Origin of the sequence: Leadbettera azotonutricia ZAS-9 (assembly GCF_000214355.1) — a bacterium.
In the GTDB taxonomy this organism is placed as follows: Bacteria; Spirochaetota; Spirochaetia; order Treponematales; family Breznakiellaceae; genus Leadbettera; species Leadbettera azotonutricia.
In genome coordinates this window covers 1062273-1079594 of sequence record NC_015577.1, presented here as the reverse complement: position 1 = coordinate 1079594, position 17322 = coordinate 1062273, and the positions used below count along the sequence as shown (strand labels likewise).

At 50.9% G+C, this 17322-nt stretch carries 18 protein-coding genes; 6 read left to right on the top strand and 12 right to left on the bottom strand.

Going from position 1 to position 17322, the window contains the following annotated elements; translation table 11 throughout:
• Nucleotides 1-15 precede the first annotated feature (15 nt).
• From TREAZ_RS04740 to TREAZ_RS04725, 4 genes are read left to right on the top strand one after another with little or no spacing between them, the layout of a single operon-like run.
• Complete coding sequence (locus tag TREAZ_RS04740; RefSeq protein WP_015710677.1) at nucleotides 16-927, top strand: branched-chain amino acid ABC transporter permease; 912 nt, start codon at nucleotides 16-18, stop codon at nucleotides 925-927.
• A 7-nt stretch (nucleotides 928-934) separates the two neighbouring features.
• Entirely contained in the window at nucleotides 935-1981 is a 1047-nt protein-coding gene (locus TREAZ_RS04735; RefSeq protein ID WP_015710676.1) for a branched-chain amino acid ABC transporter permease, read from the top strand.
• On the top strand, nucleotides 1978-2751 hold the full coding sequence (locus TREAZ_RS04730; RefSeq protein WP_015710675.1) for an ABC transporter ATP-binding protein: 774 nt from the start codon (nucleotides 1978-1980) through the stop codon (nucleotides 2749-2751). Before TREAZ_RS04735 ends, TREAZ_RS04730 begins: the two co-directional genes overlap by 4 nt.
• 9 nt (nucleotides 2752-2760) lie before the next feature.
• Nucleotides 2761-3501 (top strand): ABC transporter ATP-binding protein, encoded by a 741-nt coding sequence (locus TREAZ_RS04725; protein WP_015710674.1) that lies wholly within the window; start codon nucleotides 2761-2763, stop codon nucleotides 3499-3501.
• Between the two features lie 26 nt (nucleotides 3502-3527).
• Here the strand turns inward: TREAZ_RS04725 and TREAZ_RS04720 are convergent, their stop codons facing one another.
• The 6 genes from TREAZ_RS04720 to TREAZ_RS04695 form a co-directional block, all read right to left on the bottom strand.
• The gene (locus tag TREAZ_RS04720) at nucleotides 3528-4757 is read right to left on the bottom strand and encodes a phenylacetate--CoA ligase family protein (RefSeq protein WP_015710673.1); all 1230 of its coding nucleotides are present in this window, start codon (nucleotides 4755-4757) and stop codon (nucleotides 3528-3530) included.
• A gap of 86 nt (nucleotides 4758-4843) precedes the next feature.
• Nucleotides 4844-5461, bottom strand: coding sequence for an indolepyruvate oxidoreductase subunit beta (locus tag TREAZ_RS04715; RefSeq protein WP_015710672.1), 618 nt, complete (start codon nucleotides 5459-5461; stop codon nucleotides 4844-4846).
• A complete protein-coding gene (locus TREAZ_RS04710; RefSeq protein ID WP_015710671.1) occupies nucleotides 5458-7488 on the bottom strand; it encodes a thiamine pyrophosphate-dependent enzyme in 2031 nt (676 codons plus the stop codon). Before TREAZ_RS04710 ends, TREAZ_RS04715 begins: the two co-directional genes overlap by 4 nt.
• Nucleotides 7485-8237 (bottom strand): amino acid ABC transporter ATP-binding protein, encoded by a 753-nt coding sequence (locus TREAZ_RS04705; protein WP_043922844.1) that lies wholly within the window; start codon nucleotides 8235-8237, stop codon nucleotides 7485-7487. The genes TREAZ_RS04710 and TREAZ_RS04705 overlap by 4 nt, the downstream gene beginning before the upstream one ends.
• 21 nt (nucleotides 8238-8258) lie before the next feature.
• Entirely contained in the window at nucleotides 8259-8936 is a 678-nt protein-coding gene (locus tag TREAZ_RS04700) for an amino acid ABC transporter permease (protein ID WP_015710669.1), read from the bottom strand.
• A 14-nt stretch (nucleotides 8937-8950) separates the two neighbouring features.
• Nucleotides 8951-9766: an ABC transporter substrate-binding protein gene (locus TREAZ_RS04695; protein WP_015710668.1), complete on the bottom strand. Its 816-nt coding sequence runs from the start codon at nucleotides 9764-9766 to the stop codon at nucleotides 8951-8953.
• A gap of 208 nt (nucleotides 9767-9974) precedes the next feature.
• Here TREAZ_RS04695 and TREAZ_RS04690 point away from each other — a divergent pair, with 208 nt between their 5' ends.
• Nucleotides 9975-11537, top strand: coding sequence for a RecQ family ATP-dependent DNA helicase (locus TREAZ_RS04690; protein ID WP_148257691.1), 1563 nt, complete (start codon nucleotides 9975-9977; stop codon nucleotides 11535-11537).
• Between the two features lie 88 nt (nucleotides 11538-11625).
• Here the strand turns inward: TREAZ_RS04690 and TREAZ_RS04685 are convergent, their stop codons facing one another.
• From TREAZ_RS04685 to TREAZ_RS04660, 6 genes are all read right to left on the bottom strand, one after another.
• Complete coding sequence (locus TREAZ_RS04685; RefSeq protein ID WP_015710665.1) at nucleotides 11626-12501, bottom strand: Rpn family recombination-promoting nuclease/putative transposase; 876 nt, start codon at nucleotides 12499-12501, stop codon at nucleotides 11626-11628.
• Between the two features lie 107 nt (nucleotides 12502-12608).
• Entirely contained in the window at nucleotides 12609-12848 is a 240-nt protein-coding gene (locus tag TREAZ_RS04680; protein WP_015710664.1) for a hypothetical protein, read from the bottom strand.
• 412 nt (nucleotides 12849-13260) lie between these two features.
• On the bottom strand, nucleotides 13261-13953 hold the full coding sequence (locus tag TREAZ_RS04675; protein WP_015710663.1) for an amino acid ABC transporter permease: 693 nt from the start codon (nucleotides 13951-13953) through the stop codon (nucleotides 13261-13263).
• Nucleotides 13950-14669: an amino acid ABC transporter permease gene (locus tag TREAZ_RS04670; RefSeq protein ID WP_015710662.1), complete on the bottom strand. Its 720-nt coding sequence runs from the start codon at nucleotides 14667-14669 to the stop codon at nucleotides 13950-13952. Before TREAZ_RS04670 ends, TREAZ_RS04675 begins: the two co-directional genes overlap by 4 nt.
• Nucleotides 14670-14687: 18 nt before the next feature.
• Entirely contained in the window at nucleotides 14688-15491 is an 804-nt protein-coding gene (locus TREAZ_RS04665) for a transporter substrate-binding domain-containing protein (RefSeq protein WP_015710661.1), read from the bottom strand.
• Nucleotides 15492-15505: 14 nt separating this feature from the next.
• Nucleotides 15506-16228 carry an amino acid ABC transporter ATP-binding protein gene (locus TREAZ_RS04660; RefSeq protein ID WP_015710660.1) on the bottom strand — a complete coding sequence of 241 codons (723 nt, stop codon included), beginning with the start codon at nucleotides 16226-16228 and terminating at the stop codon, nucleotides 15506-15508.
• A gap of 100 nt (nucleotides 16229-16328) precedes the next feature.
• Here TREAZ_RS04660 and hprK point away from each other — a divergent pair, with 100 nt between their 5' ends.
• A complete protein-coding gene (gene hprK / locus TREAZ_RS04655) occupies nucleotides 16329-17318 on the top strand; it encodes an HPr(Ser) kinase/phosphatase (protein ID WP_015710658.1) in 990 nt (329 codons plus the stop codon).
• Nucleotides 17319-17322 lie beyond the last annotated feature (4 nt).

The following is a 17322-nucleotide window of genomic DNA, read 5'->3' as shown; positions in this document are numbered from 1 at the left end:
AAGAGACGGTATCCCATGCTGGCGACCATTCTACAGAATATTTTTAATGCCCTCCAATGGGGCAGCTTCTATTCCATGATCGCCCTGGGGTACTGTCTTGTATACGGGGTGCTGCGGCTCATCAATTTTGCACACGGCGATATTTTTATGACCGCCTGTTACATCGCGTTTTTTATTGCCAGCGCCCTGCTTTCAACATTCGTAAGCGGGGGCTCTGTTGTTTTTGTAGCAACACTGATACTCACCATGATTGCAACTGCCTTGGTGGGTGTCACTATTGAACGGGTAGCTTACAGGCCCCTGCGCAAGAAGGGAGTCAACCGGCTTTACGTGGTTATTACCGCCTTGATGGTTGGTTTTATCCTTGAAAACGGGAACCTGGCTTTCCTGGGCGCAAGCTCAAGGCGCTTCCCCGACATTCTGCAAAAAGAACTTTGGAATTTCGGGCCGGTTACCCTGACCAATTTAAAAGTATTGGTTATCGTCGCCGCCTTCGTGGTTTTTGGCGTACTGCAATTCATTGTGAAAAAAACAGTTTTCGGCATGTCCATGAGGGCCATATCGTATGACAAGTTCGCCATTCCCCTCATGGGGATACCGGTGAACAGGGTTATTACTTTTACATTTGCTTTAGGTTCAAGCCTTGCGGCTGTCGCGGGGATACTGTTTGGCATGTCTTACCCGGTTTTGGATCCTTATATGGGGATGACCATAGGCTGGAAGGCTTTTATCGCCGCAGTTGTTGGCGGCATTGGCGAAATATCCGGTGCCTTTCTGGGCGGCTTCATCCTGGGCTTCATTGAAATCTTCATTGCGGCCTTCTTTCCCTCAAGTTTCAAAGACCTTGTGTCCTTTGTCATCCTCCTTATAATCCTGGTGATTAAGCCTACCGGTTTCTTCGGCTTCGCCAAAAGTACCAAGATATGAGGTTATTATGCAGCAATTAAACAGCAACACTAAAAAACCTCTTACAATTATTATTGTAATTATCGCAGCAATGGTACTACTCACTGCCCTTGCTTCTTTTGGGGTTCTCAATCCCTATGTTCAGAGCGTTTTAATATCAGTGGGTATCAATATCATTTTCGCGTCAAGTTTGAATATTGTAAACGGCTATATGGGGGAATTTTCCTGCGGCCATGCGGGCTTTATGGCTGTTGGGGCTTATGTATCTTCGGTACTATCCCTCATCTGTTTTAACGAGAATAAATTCACCGGCTCCGCCTTGTTCCCGCCCCAGGTGTCTTTCATCATTTTTCCGGTGATAGTGCTCATTGGCGGCATTGCGGCAGCGATAATGGGCCTTATCATTGCAATCCCTTCGTTTAAGACCAGGGATGATTACCTTGCCATCATAACTTTAGCAGCGAATTATATTATTGTTACTGCCATAAACAACCTTGAACCCATAGGCGGAAGCCGGGGTCTTATGGGAATGAAAGGGACTATCTTTGCAATGACAGATACAATTCCCATAGCCTGGATGTTCCTTTGGGTTATGATCTTCGTGCTTGTCTGCATAGTCGCCATAAGGCGCCTCATGGGTTCGGTACTGGGAAAGGGAATTTCCACCATTCGCTACGATGAAATATCCGCAGAAATAATGAGCGTTAATACCAATAAAATGAAGCTTTTGGCATTTATGTTTTCTTCGGGTCTCGCTGGCATAGGCGGCGCTTTGTTCGCGCATCAGCTTGGCTTTATAAACCCCGCTTCGTTTAATATCATGAAATCCACCGAGGGAATGGTTATGGTTTACCTTGGGGGCATGGGTTCCCTCACGGGATCTGTGTTCGCAGCAATACTGTTCACCTTCCTTTTGGAAGCCATGAGACCGTTGCAGATATTCAAATGGGTAGTGATACCTTTACTGTTAATCCTTCTTATGCAATTCAGGCCCGAAGGGCTTATGGGAAACAAAGAACTACCGCAGCTGATAGACAAATTTAAAGCCCGGAAAGCCAATAAGGGGAGGCAATGATGGAAAACCATCTTGAAATCAAAAGCCTGACCCACCGCTTTGGGGGCTTGCAGGCCCTGACCGATATCAACCTGAGCCTTGAAAGGGGGCAAATCGTAGGGCTTATAGGCCCTAACGGCGCGGGGAAAACCACGGTTTTTAACCTTGTTTCCGGTTTTTATATCCCTTCGGAAGGGGATATTCTGGTTCATGGTAAAAGGATCAACGCCAAAAAGCCCCACGAAATTGCGGCCATGAAGATAGGCCGTACTTTTCAGAATATCAGGCTCTGGAGCGAAATGACCGTACTGGACAATATCCGGATTTCGCAGCATTACTGTTTAGGGTATGGCGTGCTTGACGCCTTTCTCCACACAAAAAAGTACAAGAAGCGGGAAGAAGAAATAAAGAAATCGTCCATGGAATTGCTTGAGGTTTTCAAGCTTGCCGATTTGGCGATGGAATACCCCAAGAATCTTCCCTATGGCATTCAACGCCGGGTGGAAATTGCCAGGGCTTTGTCGCTTCAGCCCGATCTCCTCATGCTCGATGAACCGGCGGCGGGTCTTTCCACAGCGGACACCATTGAATTAATCGACTACATACGCTGGATTCATGACAAATTCAACCTTACAATCTGGATGATAGAACACCAAATGGAAGTAATAATGACACTCTGCGAAAAGATCACCGTCATTGATTTTGGCAAAGAGATAGCCAGCGGTTCGCCGGCGGAAATTAAGAGCAACCCCAAGGTGATCAATGCGTACCTAGGGGACGGAACAATTTAGGGGAAGGACATGCTGCTGGAAGTAAAAGATCTGAAAGTTTCCTATGGAAATATCGAAGTCCTCCATGGCATCTCTTTCAACATCGACAAGGGTGAAATTGTCACCCTCATTGGCGCAAATGGTGCCGGAAAGACATCAACCCTTGCGAGCCTTGCCCGCCTCCCCCGCCCCGAGGCCCCGGTGGTTACAGGAGGAGACATACTCTACGAGGGCTTAAGCATGCTTAAAACAGAGCCCCACACCCTGGTCCAGCGCCATATGATGGCATTGGTTCCCGAAGGGCGCCATATTTTCGGCAATCTCACAGTGGAAGAAAACCTCAAAATAGCTACCTACCCCAACAGGAAAGAGGTGAACAAAGCGGTCATCAATGCCGAGACTGTAGAAATGGTGTACAGCCTTTTCCCCAGGCTCGAAGAACGCCGCAAACAGCGGGGCGAACTTTTAAGCGGCGGCGAACAGCAGATGCTTGCAGTGGGCCGTGCCCTTATGACAGGCAGCAATTTTATTATGCTGGACGAACCGAGCATGGGCCTTGCGCCCAAGCTGATGTACGAAATGTTCAGGGCTTTGCGGCAGTTAAATCAAATTAAGCATATTACAATTTTGGTAGTGGAACAGAACGCCAAAGTGGCTCTGGAATTCGCATCCCGGGGCTATGTGCTTAAGACCGGGGAGATAATTGTGCAGGGAAGCTCCGATGAGCTTGCAGCCAATCCTGACGTGAAGAAGGCATACCTCGGGGGCTAGCGACTTTCATCCCCTCAGCCGGCAGCTTAATACCGGTTGTCGAAAATCCGTGTTGATTTTTTCTCGCTCCTCGGAAGCTCGCCCATTCCAACAGCCATAGGTTTGGGGGTGAGGCCAATCTTTTCCTTAAAAGCCTCCTCTACAATTTTCTCCAAATTTTTCCTCTCCTGCTTACCGGAAAGCTTGGTTTCAAAAAAGAGGTTGAGTATATCCCTGCCATTGAGGTGATCAATCTGGATCTGGTATTCGCTTGAGACATCGGAAATGGAAGAGAGCAGCTCGTCAACCTTGCCCGGGAAAATGATGGTCCCCTTAACCTTGACCATGTCGTCGGATCGGCCAAGGATTGCGTCAATGCGGGGGAAGGGACTGCCGCAGGGGCAGTCGCCTGAAATCTCCCGGGTAAGATCGTGGGTGCGATAACGAATGAGGGGTGCCCCTTCCTTGCAGAGGGTGGTAATGACAATTTCGCCGATTTCGCCCGGCTCTGCCTGGGCGCCCGTATGGGGATTGATGATCTCGTAGTAAAAGAAATCGGTCCACATGTGCATGCCGCTCTGGTGTGAGCAGTTGATGCCGATGCCGGGACCATAGATTTCCGTAAGCCCGTAAATATCGTAAAGCTCCACGCCAAGTTCATTGGCAATCCGCTTCCGCATCTTGTCGCCCCAGCGTTCAGAACCTATGACGCCTTTTTTTAGGCAAATCTTATCCTTGATTCCCCGCTTTTCGATTTCTTCAGCCAGAAGCAGGGCGTAGGAAGAAGTGGCGCAAATAACCGTGGACCTCAGATCTTCCATCATTTTTATCTGCTTGTCCGTATTTCCCGGACCCATGGGTATAGCCATAGCCCCGAGAAGCTCTGCCCCAAGCTGGAAGCCTATGCCTGCTGTCCAGAGCCCATAGCCTGGGGTTATATGTATCCTGTCCTTTGGGGTGATGCCGGCGGTTTCATAACAGCGCTTAAACATCACAGCCCAATCGTGAACATCCTTCTGGGTATAAGGGATGATCACCGGGGTTCCGGTTGTCCCTGAGGACGAATGTATGCGGACGATTTTTTCGTCATCCACCGCCAGGAGCCCCAGGGGGTAAGCATCCCGCAGATCCTCCTTGTCGGAAAGGGGAAGCTTTTCAAAATCTTCCCGGCTTTGTATATCCTTTGCATTGAGGCCTTTGAAGCGCTGCTTGTAAAAGCTGCCCTTCATGGCGGCTTTGATGGATTTCTGTATTTTAGCGAGCATATCGGAAGTCATTTGCATGGGGCACTCCTGAATCTGATGTTTCTATGTAAAGATACAATAGCTAAACAGATTTGTCAACCGGAGTATCGCAAATACCGTCAGCTTCTACCCAGCCCCAAGGCTTTCATATTAATCTCCAAATATTTGGCCGGAGTCCGCTTCTTCAAAACATCGAGCATGTCCGCAGCGCTAAAGGGGAAGAATTTCTTTTCCAGCGCAATTCCGAGCAGCGCTGTGTTAAGCACTTTTGGGTCGCCGCATTTCTTTACCAGCTCATCGCCGGAAATTATGATGAGCCGATCCTCATCGCCTGCCTGGGCAACCTGATCCTCTTTGGGGCGGCTGAATTCAGCTTTGAGATAGGAGATCATTTCGGCGGGCTTATAAGGTGTTTTGCCAAGGGAGCTGGATACGGGCATAACGCCCCTGTCCAGAACAATCATGCGGCCGCCGGGGGCCAGGAAGTGAATGACCCGCACGGCTTCTGCGGGTTCAAATGCAATGATGATATTCGCTTTGCCGGTGGGAATGAGGGGGGAATGGATATTCTCGCCTATGCGTATGTGGCTTACCACACTGCCACCCCGCTGTGCCATGCCTATGGTTTCGGAGCCGCGGACATCAAGCCCTTTTGCGATCGCGGCATCTCCTATGAGGCGGGATACAAGCACTGTTCCCTGGCCGCCGACACCGGTGATGAGACAGTTAAATATCATAAGGCTGCTCCCCCGATAGCTCCGAATGCACAGATTTCTTTGCAAATCCCGCAGCCTGTGCAAAGCACCGGGTCAATCAATGCTTTTAGCTTAGCGCCTGCGCTGACAGGCTGGATAGAAATCGCAGGGCATCCGAGTTTTTTTATGCAGCTCTGGCAGCCTGTGCATTTTGCGGTATCTACAATACACGGACTAACACTTTTACTCACCGCAATGCAAGGGCCTTCAAAGACAATGGCACGGACGCCGGATTTCTCAATTAAACTTTTTACTGCTAAATCCGCAGTTTTAATATCAAAAGGATTGACCTTCTCTATTGCTTTTACACCTAATGCCGAAATTACCGCAGGGATACTGATCTTTTCAGCGTCAGCTCCTAAAACGTTCCTGCCCATACCCGGATGGGGCTGATTGCCTGTCATGGCGGTAGTAAAATTGTCAAGCACAACGATGATGATATCGGCTTTGTTGTAAACTGCGTTGACTATGCCGGGTATGCCGGTGTGGAAAAAGGTAGAATCACCGATAAAGGCAAAGTTAAGAGAGTCGGAATTTCCCTTGAGGGCCTCGGCGCGGTTAATTCCCTGGGCCATGGTAATGCCCGCGCCCATGCAGAGGCAGGTGTCTACCATATCAAGAGGCTGGGCATTGCCCAGGGTATAGCAGCCTATATCGCCCGAAAAAACAGCTTTTCTGCCTTTGGCGTATTTGCGCACTGCCTCTTTTACTGCGAAGAAACTGCCCCGATGGGGGCAGCCAGCGCAGAGCACCGGCGGCCTTACGGGTAGGGGCGGGGCTTCAGGGGGCGGTGGCCCTGAGGCAACAGCGGCAGCAGCAGCGGCCGCCGCAAGGGCTGCGGGGGGCACTTCGGAGAGGGAAGCAAACGCCGGGGACAAACCCGATGCGGAAAGGGTGGTTTCGGGAAGCTCCTCTTTATCAAGATCGGAAATATTCACCCATATTTTGCGCTTCAAAAAGGACTCGATTTTTTCCCCCACAGACGCAAGGGCATTCTCCCCTGCGTTGGGCATATCACCGCTCCTCTTTCCGCGTATCGTAATTTTAAGCTGATTGATGCCGCAGAGGCGCACAAGTTCATCTTCTATGACAGGGTCCAATTCTTCCACTACCAGCACTTCATCAAGGCCGTTCAAAAATTTGAGGGCCAGGCTGGCAGGAAACGGGAAGGTCCCCACTTTGAGGAGCTTTGCCTGGGGCGGCAAAGGATCAAGGAATTCCATGGCATAAGCATAGCTCACGCCTCCTGTGGCTATTCCCAATGTTGGCGCCTGGACAGGGTCGTCTCCTTCTTCGGCAGGGGCTTTGTCGCCAATTAGCTGATTTCCAAAATAAGCGGAAAAACCCTCGCCCATCTTTACGAGGCCTTCCTCAATCTTGATATGGCTGCGGTAGGATAAATTGGGGAAGATCACCCAGCGGCCCTCTGCCTTGTCAAAACCAGCCGGGGGCTTTTGGGGAAGATCCGGCAGTATTTCTACTGAAGCATAACTATGGCAAACCCTGGTAGTAGGGCGCAGAATCACCGGGCGTCCATAGCGTTCAGACCAGTTATAGGCATCGGCTATCATAAGATAGGCTTCTTCCGGGGTTGATGGATCGAAAACAGGGATCTTTGCATAGAGGCCAAAACGGCGGGTATCCTGTTCGGTCTGGGACGAGATAGGGCCGGGATCATCCGCGACAGCAACCACCATGCCGCCCGAAACACCCAGATAATTCAAGCTCATAAGGGGATCTGACGCAACATTGAGGCCCACTTGCTTCATGGTTACCAAAACCCTGGCGCCTGAACAGGCAGCGCCTGCAGCTAATTCCAACGCTGCTTTTTCGTTCACCGACCATTCAATATAAGCACGGGAAGCGCGGCTCCCGGAAACTTTTGCCTCCCGGGCAATGGTTTCAAGAATTTCCGTGGAAGGGGTACCGGGATAACCGGTAACTATCGAAACACCGGCGCGCAGAGCCCCCAGGGCAATAGCTTCATTGCCCATAAGCAATTTTTTCATAATACACTCTGCAAAAATTGGCGGGTCCTGTCATTCCGGGGATTGCTGAAAATCTCACTGGGGCTGGCTATCTCAAGAATGGAACCATCGCACATAAACACTACCCGGTCCGCCGCCTCCCTGGCAAAACCCATTTCATGGGTTACCACCAGCATAGTCATGCCGTCGTTGGCAAGGCCCTTCATGACAGTCAACACTTCTCCTACTAATTCAGGATCAAGGGCGCTCGTGGGTTCATCAAAAAGCATGATCCGGGGTTCCATGGCAAGGGCCCGGGCAATGGCGACCCGCTGCTGCTGCCCACCCGAAAGCTGGGAAGGATAGGAGTCGAGTTTATCCGCAAGCCCTACCCTGTGGATAAGGGTCTTGGCTTTTTGCTTGGCCTCCCCGTCAGGGTACTTGCGTACATGGACAGGGGCAAGCATCACGTTTTCCAATACAGTCTTATGGGGAAAAAGGTTGAAGCGCTGAAAAACCATTCCCACTTCAAGGAGCGATTTATTCCGCTCCGCAGCCGGCATTTTGACATGATTCACCCCGTCTTTGCAGTCAAAGAGGAGCTTGTCTTCTATATAAATTTGTCCGTCATCGATCTGTTCGAGCTTGTTGAGGGAACGGAGATAGGTGGACTTGCCGGCCCCCGAAGGGCCTATAATGCAGACCACTTCCTTCTGCTCCACCGTAAGGGACACGTCTTTTAAAACTTTCAACTGCCCGAAGGATTTATTGATCCCTACAGTTTTTACCATTGACATAATTTTACCGGCCCCTTATTCGTAAACAGAATACTTTTTCTCCAGCTTATGGAAGGCAAAAGTAAACACCGCAGTAATGATGAGATAAAGTATCATTGCAGGAATATACACCAGGGCGGAACGGGTTGAACCTTCGATATTTCTCGTAGCTTTGGTAATATCCACGAGGGCTATCATGGACACCAATGATGCGTCTTTAAGAACCATGATAAATTCGTTTCCAATAGGCGGTATGAGGCGCCGTATGGCCTGGGGCACGACCACAAGACTCATAGTCAGAGGATAAGAAAGCCCTAGTGCACGGGAAGCCTCGAACTGGCCCTTGTCAATGCTTTGAATCGCCGCCCTGATTATCTCCGCGCAATAGGCAGCAGAGTTCAGGGCAAAAGCGATAAAAGCCGGGATAAAACGATCAAAAAACTGATCCCCCGTCCTGATGATGAAGACAGGCAGCATCAGGGGCAGCGCGTAATAGATAAAGTAAAGCTGCATTAAAAGGGGAGTGCCGCGAAAAAAGAAAATATAGGCGCTGCAAAATTTGTTGACCCACTTATATTTTGACATCTTCCCCAGGGCGAGGAAGAGGCTCAATATAACCCCTGCCGAAACGGCGAGGAGCGTGAGTCCGATAGTGACTCTGGCGCCCCCCAAAAGCGGAGGCACCCATGAGAGTATCTTTTGCAGCGTATCCATGTTTTGGTTTTCCCTTAATTCCTTGCAGCGCTGACCATATCCACGCCGCCGAAGATCTCCTTGGAAATCTTGAGCATAGTGCCGTCGGCAAAGAGGGCGTCCAGCGCCTTGTCAAGCTCGGCGGTGAGGGCGTCGTTTCCCTTCTTGAGGCAGATGCCGAAAACTTCATCAGCAGGGCCCTGCCACACGATCTCGAAGGGGCTGTCCGCAGGAGCGACATAATCAACCGCCACGAGGCTATCAGTGACAATGGCATCCACCCGCCCGAGCTTTAATTCGTCAAAGCAGTACATCACTTTGTCGTACTCGTAGGGTGTGAACCTAAGGCCCTTGGCCGCAAGATCGGTCATGTAGAAATCCGCAGTGGTTTCTTCCTGATACGCCACGCCAAGCCCGACAAGCTCGCTGGGATTCTTGGCTTTGATCGCGCTATTCTTGAGGAGCACCAGAGCCATGGCATTCCCCACATAAGGCTTGGTGAAATTATGGGCTGCTTTCCTGGCATCGGTTATAGTTACCGACGACATAATACAGTCGTACTTGCTGGTATCCACCCCCGCAAAAATCCCGTCCCAAGCAGTATCGACAAATTTGACCTTGAGCCCCATTTTCGCCGCCAAGGCCTTTGCCATGGACACGTCAAACCCGATGGGGGTTTTGCCATCATCGGCATAGTACTCCATGGGGGGATACCCGATTTCCATGCCCACAGTAAGGGTGCCCTTCTCAAGGGTAAGCCCGCCTGACGACTGGCTGCCGCCACCTGCGTAAACCGCTCCCGAGAGAACCAGGGCTGCAATAGCAGCCAAAACAATTGCCTTGATTTTCATATTTCCTCCTATAATTCAAGTGAATAGAGTATACCCCTTTCGATTTTCCCCGTCAATGAAAGAACGAAGGGTTTTTGTATTTTTATGCAATTTGTTGAATATATATACAAATGGATCCATTACCCGCTTTTTGGCTATTCCAAGAGGAAATGCTAAAAAATCGAAGCAAATTCCAATGCGTCCTGCATCCCAATGCCATATAGAGGATATGGAAACAGTTGACGCAACAGAAAAAATTGAGATACCCGACCCTCTGGGCAGGGCCCTGAAGGAATTCTTCGGGATGTCCTACCTCTTCCCATACCAGCGGCTTGTGATAGCCAACATACTGGAAGCGGCGGCATCCCGGGGGATTGGGATAAAATGGCCCGGCGGGTTCGGCGAGGCCCCGGAAGAAGACACAGGCTCTCCTCTTGACGAAAGCGATGCGGAAAGCCTGGGGAGGCAGATAGTGATACTCCCCACAGGGGCCGGGAAATCCCTCTGCTTCCAGCTGCCCGCCATGCTCCTTGACGGGCCCACCCTGGTGATCTACCCCATACTCTCCCTCATGGCGGACCAGGAACGGCGGCTCAAGGAAATGCCCCAGGGTTTTGCGCCGGTAACGCTCCGCGGGGGCCAGAGCAGGGAAGAGAGGGCCGAAATTTGGGCAAAAATCCGATCCCGTGAGAGCCGCTTCATTATCGCCAATCCCGAGGTGCTCCTCACGCCCCAGGTGATGGAAGAACTGGGCAAGGCCGGCCTGATTCATCTGGTGATTGACGAAGCCCACACTGTAAGCGAATGGGGTGAAAGCTTCAGGCCCAGCTACCTCAGGATTGGGGAAATTATCGAGGCTGCAGGCCGGCCCCTGGTTACGGCTTTTACCGCCACTGCCAGCGCGCCGGTGCTGGAAAAGATTGAAAAGTACATCTTTGGGGTAAAAGAAGGGGAAACGGGCACACGGCGCATCATCGGGAATCCCGACAGGAGCAACATCTCGTATTCGGCCAGAGGGGCCATACTCAAGGATTTGGCGGTGAGGGATCTTCTTGCAAAATACGAAAGGCCGGCCATAGTCTTTTGCTCCTCAAGAAAAGGAACCGAAAACCTTGCCCGCTATCTTCGGAACGGGCTCTCTGAAAGGGAAATCAAATTTTACCATGCCGGTCTCTCAAGGCCGGAAAAGACAGCCGTCGAAAAATGGTTTTTTGGAAGCCCCGGCGGTGTATTGATTGCGACTTGCGCGTATGGCATGGGGGTCGACAAAGCCGACATACGCACCGTGATCCACCGGGACTGCCCTCCTTCGGTGGAGGCCTATCTCCAGGAATCCGGACGGGCAGGAAGAGACGGGAAGCAGTCCCATGCTTTCCTTCTCTGGGGGCCGGAAGATGAAGGGCAGCTCCGCAGGGCCAAAACCGAAGCCGACCGCAGCCGAATCCGGGCGCTTCTCGCTTATGCCCACTGCACCGATAGCTGCAGACGCGAAAATCTCCTCAAACTTCTCAATTACGACAGCAATGGCACTGCCCCCGAATCCGACTGCTGCGATGTCTGCGAGAGCAATGCCTCGGATGAACTGCGGGAAGTCCGCTCCGTGTGGGATTTTATACGCCGGAACCAGAGAAGATACACCATGGGGGAAGCGGCCTCCCTTATCGCTTCAAACCCGGCGGTTAACTGTTCCGACAGCGAGGCCATGGAGCTGCTCAGGAATCTCAAGAAGCAGAAGAAAATTGTTATATCAAGGAATTTTTTGTGGAAGAATAAGCTGAGGGTGCTGAGATGAAGGATGATATTAAGTGGAATTGTACATTGATAAATCGGGTGGTGTCCCAATTCCATCGAACCGAAGGTTCGCTGGCATTAAGCATAATTTATTCCGCAGACAGACTCTGTATGGTTTCTGTATCAAGACCGGTTAACTTTTGGATTATTCCAATAGACAAGCCCTCATTAAGGGCGTTTTTGGCAACTTCTTTAGCTTTCCGCTGTTCTCCTTCCTCCCGGCCTTCCTCCTCCCGGACCCTAAGGGCGGTGTCCCAATTCCATTCGGTTACTAACATGTTCATTACCTCCGTAGAATGTGATTTCAAAAAGTCTTTTATGATATCATGGTCTATACAGAACCGGACAGCCCTTTTTACGGCTTCCATTGTACCGGCCTTGTCTTTTCCGGTTTCTTTTTTGTATTCGCGTATTTTGGCAATAAAGGTACTATACCAGTCAAGTTTTTGGCATTTTGCGATTATAGGCTTATTGCGGCCCTGGTTAATATTGTATACCTTGAGCGTGAGTTCCAATGGCGGCTTCTTGTCATTGGCAAGCCCTATGGATGAAGCGTCCATAAAGGCGTCTGAAAGTTTGAGAATTTTTTCGTCATCATATTCATCGATGCCGTTGTACAGGACGATAAACTCGGGGCAGGGAATGGGTACTAACTTCGAATGGTATATATCTTCTTCCCCGGTTATCTTTTTATACACATCAGCGATATACATGAGCAGTCTGAGGGGCATATTTTTATTTATGGTACTCTGGTGCTCTATCAGGACTACCACCTTGTCGGCAATGACAAAGGAAATATCGTTCACTCTCCCCTCAAAGATAACGCTTTCAAGGGTATTTATCGTAATGGGGACAGAGGGGTCCAGGTACACCCCTTCCAGGGCGCTGTACAGTTCACGCAATGCGTCAGGTTCGCTGAAAAACCAGGTGAATACGCTGTCTTTGTGTTCCCGGTTTGCGCTCATGTATACCTCTGATTTGGATAATACAGAATTTTTGGCAAATTTTCAAGCATTCCTGTTACGCCATACTCCGGTTAAACCGTGCGTAACTAGTCATGACCGCGTCCTACCTACTCCCCTTTCTCTTCCAATTCCAGTTCGTCTCCCGAGCCAGGCTCAGGGGCTGCGGCTCCGGGAGCGGCTTCCTTCCCCTTGCCCGGTTTGGGCATGGGAATGGGCTTATTGCGGTGGTAAAGACGGGCAACATAATTCACGAGAAAGATATAGACCACAAGCACCCCTGTCACGGTCAGTACCTGCCAGGAAGTGATCACCTTAATGAGAAGGCTTTTTAATTCATCGCTGAACATGGGCAATCTCCTGTTGTTGCTCTAAACTTAATCCGCAAACAAGAAAAAATCAACAACATCGCCACGAATCAACAACCCCGCGGCAAGCCGCGAGGTATGTTGTTCTCTTAAGGAATTGGACTCGGGGCTTAATACCTTTTTAACCGCCCCAAGGGGCGGGGTATTAACCCCCTCGCCACGAATAAACCCGCAAAAAAACAGTAATTTTTGAATTCATCAGATAAGATGAATTTAATTCGGCAAATTCATCAGATAAGATGAGTATCGAAAATTCAGGAAGAGGAAAAGATCAGAGGGCTATCCGCCTTATCCTATCTTTAATTGGCAATTTTTTCCCGCTCGTCCCTAATTATTTCTCTTCCCCTTTCTGTCCTTCGTGTCCTTATAATAAATTGTTGAACTTAAATTTAGGTCACTGCTCCGGATGGAGCGAAAGGCTCTGCTCGTTCCGCGCAAGTTTGCGGACTATACAGGAAAGGGCAAAGTTGATTACGAAATACACCAGGGCGATAAAACAGTAAAGGACAAAAATATGGGCGCTGGTAACAACCGTATCTTTGGAGATAATGCCCATGAGCTGTTTGGAATTAAAGAAAAATTCCGCAATAGCGAATTGGGCAAAGAACGAAGTGTCCTTGATGGTGGTGATGATCTGGCTCATCAAAGATGGGACAATCCGCATAAAGCATTGGGGCAGCACAATGTACAAGAGGGTCTGGAAAAAGCTGAAGCCCTGGGAACGGGCTGCTTCAAACTGGCCCTTCTCCACCGAGTTAAGGCCGCCCCGGACTATTTCCGCAATAACCGACGAAGTATAAAGGGTGAGGCCCAGGGTGCCCCGGATAAGGGCGTTCCCAAAGGGAAGCATGAATATGCAGATCAATATCCAAAGCAGCAAAGGAGTGCTGCGGAAAATTTCAATATAAATAGAAGCAAAGCGGCCGAGGGTTTTCTTTCCGTAATTCCTTAGCAGGGCAAGCACCGAACCCCAAAAAACGCTGAGCAGCACGGTCACTATCGAAATGAGGAGGGTGGTGCGCAGTCCTGCCAGTATGTACCTGACATTGGCAGGGCTAAAGAGATCGGCAAAAACCTGGGGGCTCATTTTGCGCCTCCTGCGGCAGCGCCCTCGGCAGGGTGTGCCTGAATATCCCGGTTCTTAATCTTTACTTCGTGGCGCCTCGCCCAGGTAACCATGGGGAAACAGAGGAGGAAGTACAGCAGGCCGGTAACAATGTAGGCGGGGCCGTAACTCAGGGTTCCGTTGGACGCCCAGCTGTCGGCACGGTACATAAGATCGCCCCCCGCAATGAGGGCAAGAACCGAGGTGTTCTTGATGAGGTTGACCGCCTGGTTTGCCAGGGGCGGCAATACTATGGTGACCGTCTGGGGCAGGATGATGTAACGCATGGCCTGGAGATAGGAAAAACCCTGGGAACGGGCCGCGTCCATCTGACCCCGGGGTATGGAAGTGATGCCTGCCCTGACCACTTCGGAAACATAGGCGCCGTGGTAGATGCCTACGCAGAGCATGCCTATGGAAAACACATCGAGCTTTATCCCCACATAGGGCAAAGCGTTGTACACAAAAAAAACCTGCACCACCAGGGGGGTATTCTGAAAAAATTCAACAAAAACCCTGGCGATGCCTTTCAATGCTTTTTTAGCGGAAGTCGAAAAGAGCCCGAAAATGATGCCCAATGCCAGGGCCAGAAGCAGGGCGCCCAGGGACACAAGGATAGTCATCCCAAAGCCTTCCAAAAAGGCGGACTTGTCCCTCCAGAGGAAAACCCAGCGCAGCGCTGCAAACGGCCCGTTCATGCTTCCGCTAAACCCGGACTACTGCAGGTTAAACTGTTTGATAAGCCCGGCGACGGTACCATCGGCAAGCCATTTAACGATAAGCCCATCAACCCAGGCTGCCAGGGCCTTGTTGTTCAGCTTGGTGGCTACACCATAGGGCTGGGGGGCAAAGGTATCGGGGAGGAGGAAGACCGTGTCATCCAGGTAGCCTCTGAGTATGGCCTTGTCCACCGAAAAGGCGTCAACGCGGCCTGAATCCAGGGCGGCCTTAATCTCGGGGTAGGTGGCAAATTCGGCAAAGCTCACCTTGACGCCGATCTTGTCGGCCCCTTCCTGAATGGCGGCCCGGCTTGTGGCGGACTGGGCGACACCAAAGGTCTTGCCGTCCAGATCCTTCAGGCTGGTATAGCCCGCGGCTTTTTTAGCCAGGATGCCTACGCCGTCGGTGTAATAAATCGACGAGAAGTTGTAGGTGAGTTTCCTTTCTTCGGTTACGGTGAAGGTGGCAATGACAAAGTCAATGTCGCCGTTGTCCAGAAGGGGACCCCTTGTCTTCGCGGTAACCGGCGTAAAGGCGATTTTCGAAGCATCCCCGAAGATCTCCTTGGCGATGAGCTTGGAAAGCTCGATTTCCATGCCTTCGTAAAGGCCCCGATCGGGATTGAGAAGACCGAACCCGGGAACATCGGATTTTACCCCGACCCGCAACACCCCATGGGCCTTGATTGAGTCCAGCGGGCTGCCCGTCGAACTTGTTTGTGAACTGCCGCCGGCGAATAACGCACCGGCTGCAACCGTCAGAATCAAAGCTGCGCATGCCAATTTTCTCGCTAACTTCATTCTTTCACTCCTTTTTAACGCAAAATTTTGCTTAAGAACGCAATAGTGCGCTCATTTTTTGGATGCTCAAAAAACACTTCGGGGGGGCCTTCTTCAACGAGCACCCCGTTGTCCAAAAAGATAACCCTGTCGGCAACCTGCCTGGCAAAGCCCATTTCGTGGGTTACCACCACCATGGTGATGGACTCTTTGGAAAGCTTTATCATAACGTCCAGGACTTCCTGAACCATTTCAGGGTCCAGGGCCGATGTAGGTTCATCAAACAGAAGGATCTTCTGCCTTGTCGCAAGGGCGCGGGCAATGGCGATGCGCTGCTGCTGCCCCCCGGAAAGGGTCGCCGGGTAAGCCAAAGCCTTGTCCCTGAGACCTACAACGTCAAGGTAGTGGTAGGCGATTTCGTCCGCCTCCGGTTTTGCTATCTTTTGGAGCTTGATGGGCGCCAAAGTGATGTTCTGCAGAACATTCATGTGGGGATAGAGGTTGAACTGCTGGAAAACCATGGCACAGTTGGCCCGCACCAGTTGAACATGATTAGAATGGAGCAGGCGCTCGCCGTTAAGGTACACCTCGCCCTCGGTGGGCTCTTCCAAAGCATTAATACAGCGTATGAGGGTACTCTTCCCCGAACCCGAAGGGCCGATGATCGTGACCTTCTCGCCTTCGCGGACGTGGAGATTTATATCCTTCAGTACCTTGAGAGAGCCGAAGGATTTGCATACCCCTTTTAGCCGAATCATGTACACCCCTTTTTATGCAAAATACCGCATAAATATACAAATTCAGAGAAGATTATGCAAGTACCTTGAAACAGTTAAGCCCTTTTGATTATGATATACTATGGCTGAAAAGTGCTTCACTGTTCTTGATCTCCTGGACCTGGATTTGAAGGAGCACAACTCCCTCAACCTCCGCTGCATAGGTGGACGAAAGGGTTTGACCAGGGAAATCAGCATACCCGACCTTAACCGCCCGGGCCTGGCGCTTTCCGGCTTTTTCGATTCATTTGCCTTCAACCGCCTTCAGGTTTACGGCAGGGGCGAAGTGGCATATCTCCGCAAGATTGAAGAGGATGGCAAAGTGGAGACCATCAGGCAGATGTTTACCTATGCCATACCTTGCTGCATTTTCACCCATAACCTCGTGCCGGGGGAGATGTTTTTCAGGGAGGCCGAAGCTTCCCAATGCCCCATACTCCAGACCGACCTTTCCACTGCCGAATTCAGCGCCCGCATCATGCGAATCCTTTCGGATGTCTTTGCCCCCAGGCAGAGCATACACGGGGTGCTGGCCGAAGTGTACGGCCTGGGCATCCTCATACTTGGGGATTCGGGGGTGGGCAAGAGCGAGACGGCCCTGGAACTCATCAAGCTGGGCCACCGCCTCGTAGCCGATGATGTTGTGGAGATCCATTGCGTGTCGGGCAATATACTCATGGGGACAGGGGCCAATAAAATCATCGCCCACCACATGGAGATACGGGGCCTTGGCATAATCAATGTGACCCACCTTTACGGCATTGGCGCCATCAGGGACAAAAAGCAGATTCAGCTTGTTGTCAAACTCGAAATTTGGGATGCGTCAAAAAACTACGACCGCATAGGCACCGAGGAACAGTACATGGAGATTTTGGGGGTCAATATCCCCAAGCTTGAAATTCCGGTAAAGCCGGGGCGCAATATCCCCATCATTATAGAAACTGCCGCCATGAACGAAAGGCTCAAGAAGATGGGCTACAATGCGGCCAGGGAATTCAACAAGAATATCCTTAAATGGATAGAGAGCGACAATGCCAGGGCTGTGTACTTCGGCAGCGAAGATATAATCTAGGGGA

Bases quoted from the DNA above. Each gene is read 5' to 3' on its own strand.
- TREAZ_RS04660 (WP_015710660.1), bottom strand. From the start codon at position 16,228: ATGATTCGGCTAAAAGGGGTATGCAAATCCTTCGGCTCTCTCAAGGTA.
- TREAZ_RS04725 (WP_015710674.1), top strand. From the start codon at position 2,761: ATGCTGCTGGAAGTAAAAGATCTGAAAGTTTCCTATGGAAATATCGAA.
- TREAZ_RS04740 (WP_015710677.1), top strand. From the start codon at position 16: ATGCTGGCGACCATTCTACAGAATATTTTTAATGCCCTCCAATGGGGC.
- TREAZ_RS04680 (WP_015710664.1), bottom strand. From the start codon at position 12,848: ATGTTCAGCGATGAATTAAAAAGCCTTCTCATTAAGGTGATCACTTCC.
- TREAZ_RS04690 (WP_148257691.1), top strand. From the start codon at position 9,975: ATGGAAACAGTTGACGCAACAGAAAAAATTGAGATACCCGACCCTCTG.
- TREAZ_RS04685 (WP_015710665.1), bottom strand. From the start codon at position 12,501: ATGAGCGCAAACCGGGAACACAAAGACAGCGTATTCACCTGGTTTTTC.
- TREAZ_RS04695 (WP_015710668.1), bottom strand. From the start codon at position 9,766: ATGAAAATCAAGGCAATTGTTTTGGCTGCTATTGCAGCCCTGGTTCTC.
- hprK (WP_015710658.1), top strand. From the start codon at position 16,329: ATGGCTGAAAAGTGCTTCACTGTTCTTGATCTCCTGGACCTGGATTTG.
- TREAZ_RS04715 (WP_015710672.1), bottom strand. From the start codon at position 5,461: ATGATATTTAACTGTCTCATCACCGGTGTCGGCGGCCAGGGAACAGTG.
- TREAZ_RS04720 (WP_015710673.1), bottom strand. From the start codon at position 4,757: ATGACTTCCGATATGCTCGCTAAAATACAGAAATCCATCAAAGCCGCC.
- TREAZ_RS04735 (WP_015710676.1), top strand. From the start codon at position 935: ATGCAGCAATTAAACAGCAACACTAAAAAACCTCTTACAATTATTATT.
- TREAZ_RS04670 (WP_015710662.1), bottom strand. From the start codon at position 14,669: ATGAACGGGCCGTTTGCAGCGCTGCGCTGGGTTTTCCTCTGGAGGGAC.
- TREAZ_RS04730 (WP_015710675.1), top strand. From the start codon at position 1,978: ATGATGGAAAACCATCTTGAAATCAAAAGCCTGACCCACCGCTTTGGG.
- TREAZ_RS04710 (WP_015710671.1), bottom strand. From the start codon at position 7,488: ATGAAAAAATTGCTTATGGGCAATGAAGCTATTGCCCTGGGGGCTCTG.
- TREAZ_RS04675 (WP_015710663.1), bottom strand. From the start codon at position 13,953: ATGAGCCCCCAGGTTTTTGCCGATCTCTTTAGCCCTGCCAATGTCAGG.
- TREAZ_RS04705 (WP_043922844.1), bottom strand. From the start codon at position 8,237: ATGGTAAAAACTGTAGGGATCAATAAATCCTTCGGGCAGTTGAAAGTT.
- TREAZ_RS04700 (WP_015710669.1), bottom strand. From the start codon at position 8,936: ATGGATACGCTGCAAAAGATACTCTCATGGGTGCCTCCGCTTTTGGGG.
- TREAZ_RS04665 (WP_015710661.1), bottom strand. From the start codon at position 15,491: ATGAAGTTAGCGAGAAAATTGGCATGCGCAGCTTTGATTCTGACGGTT.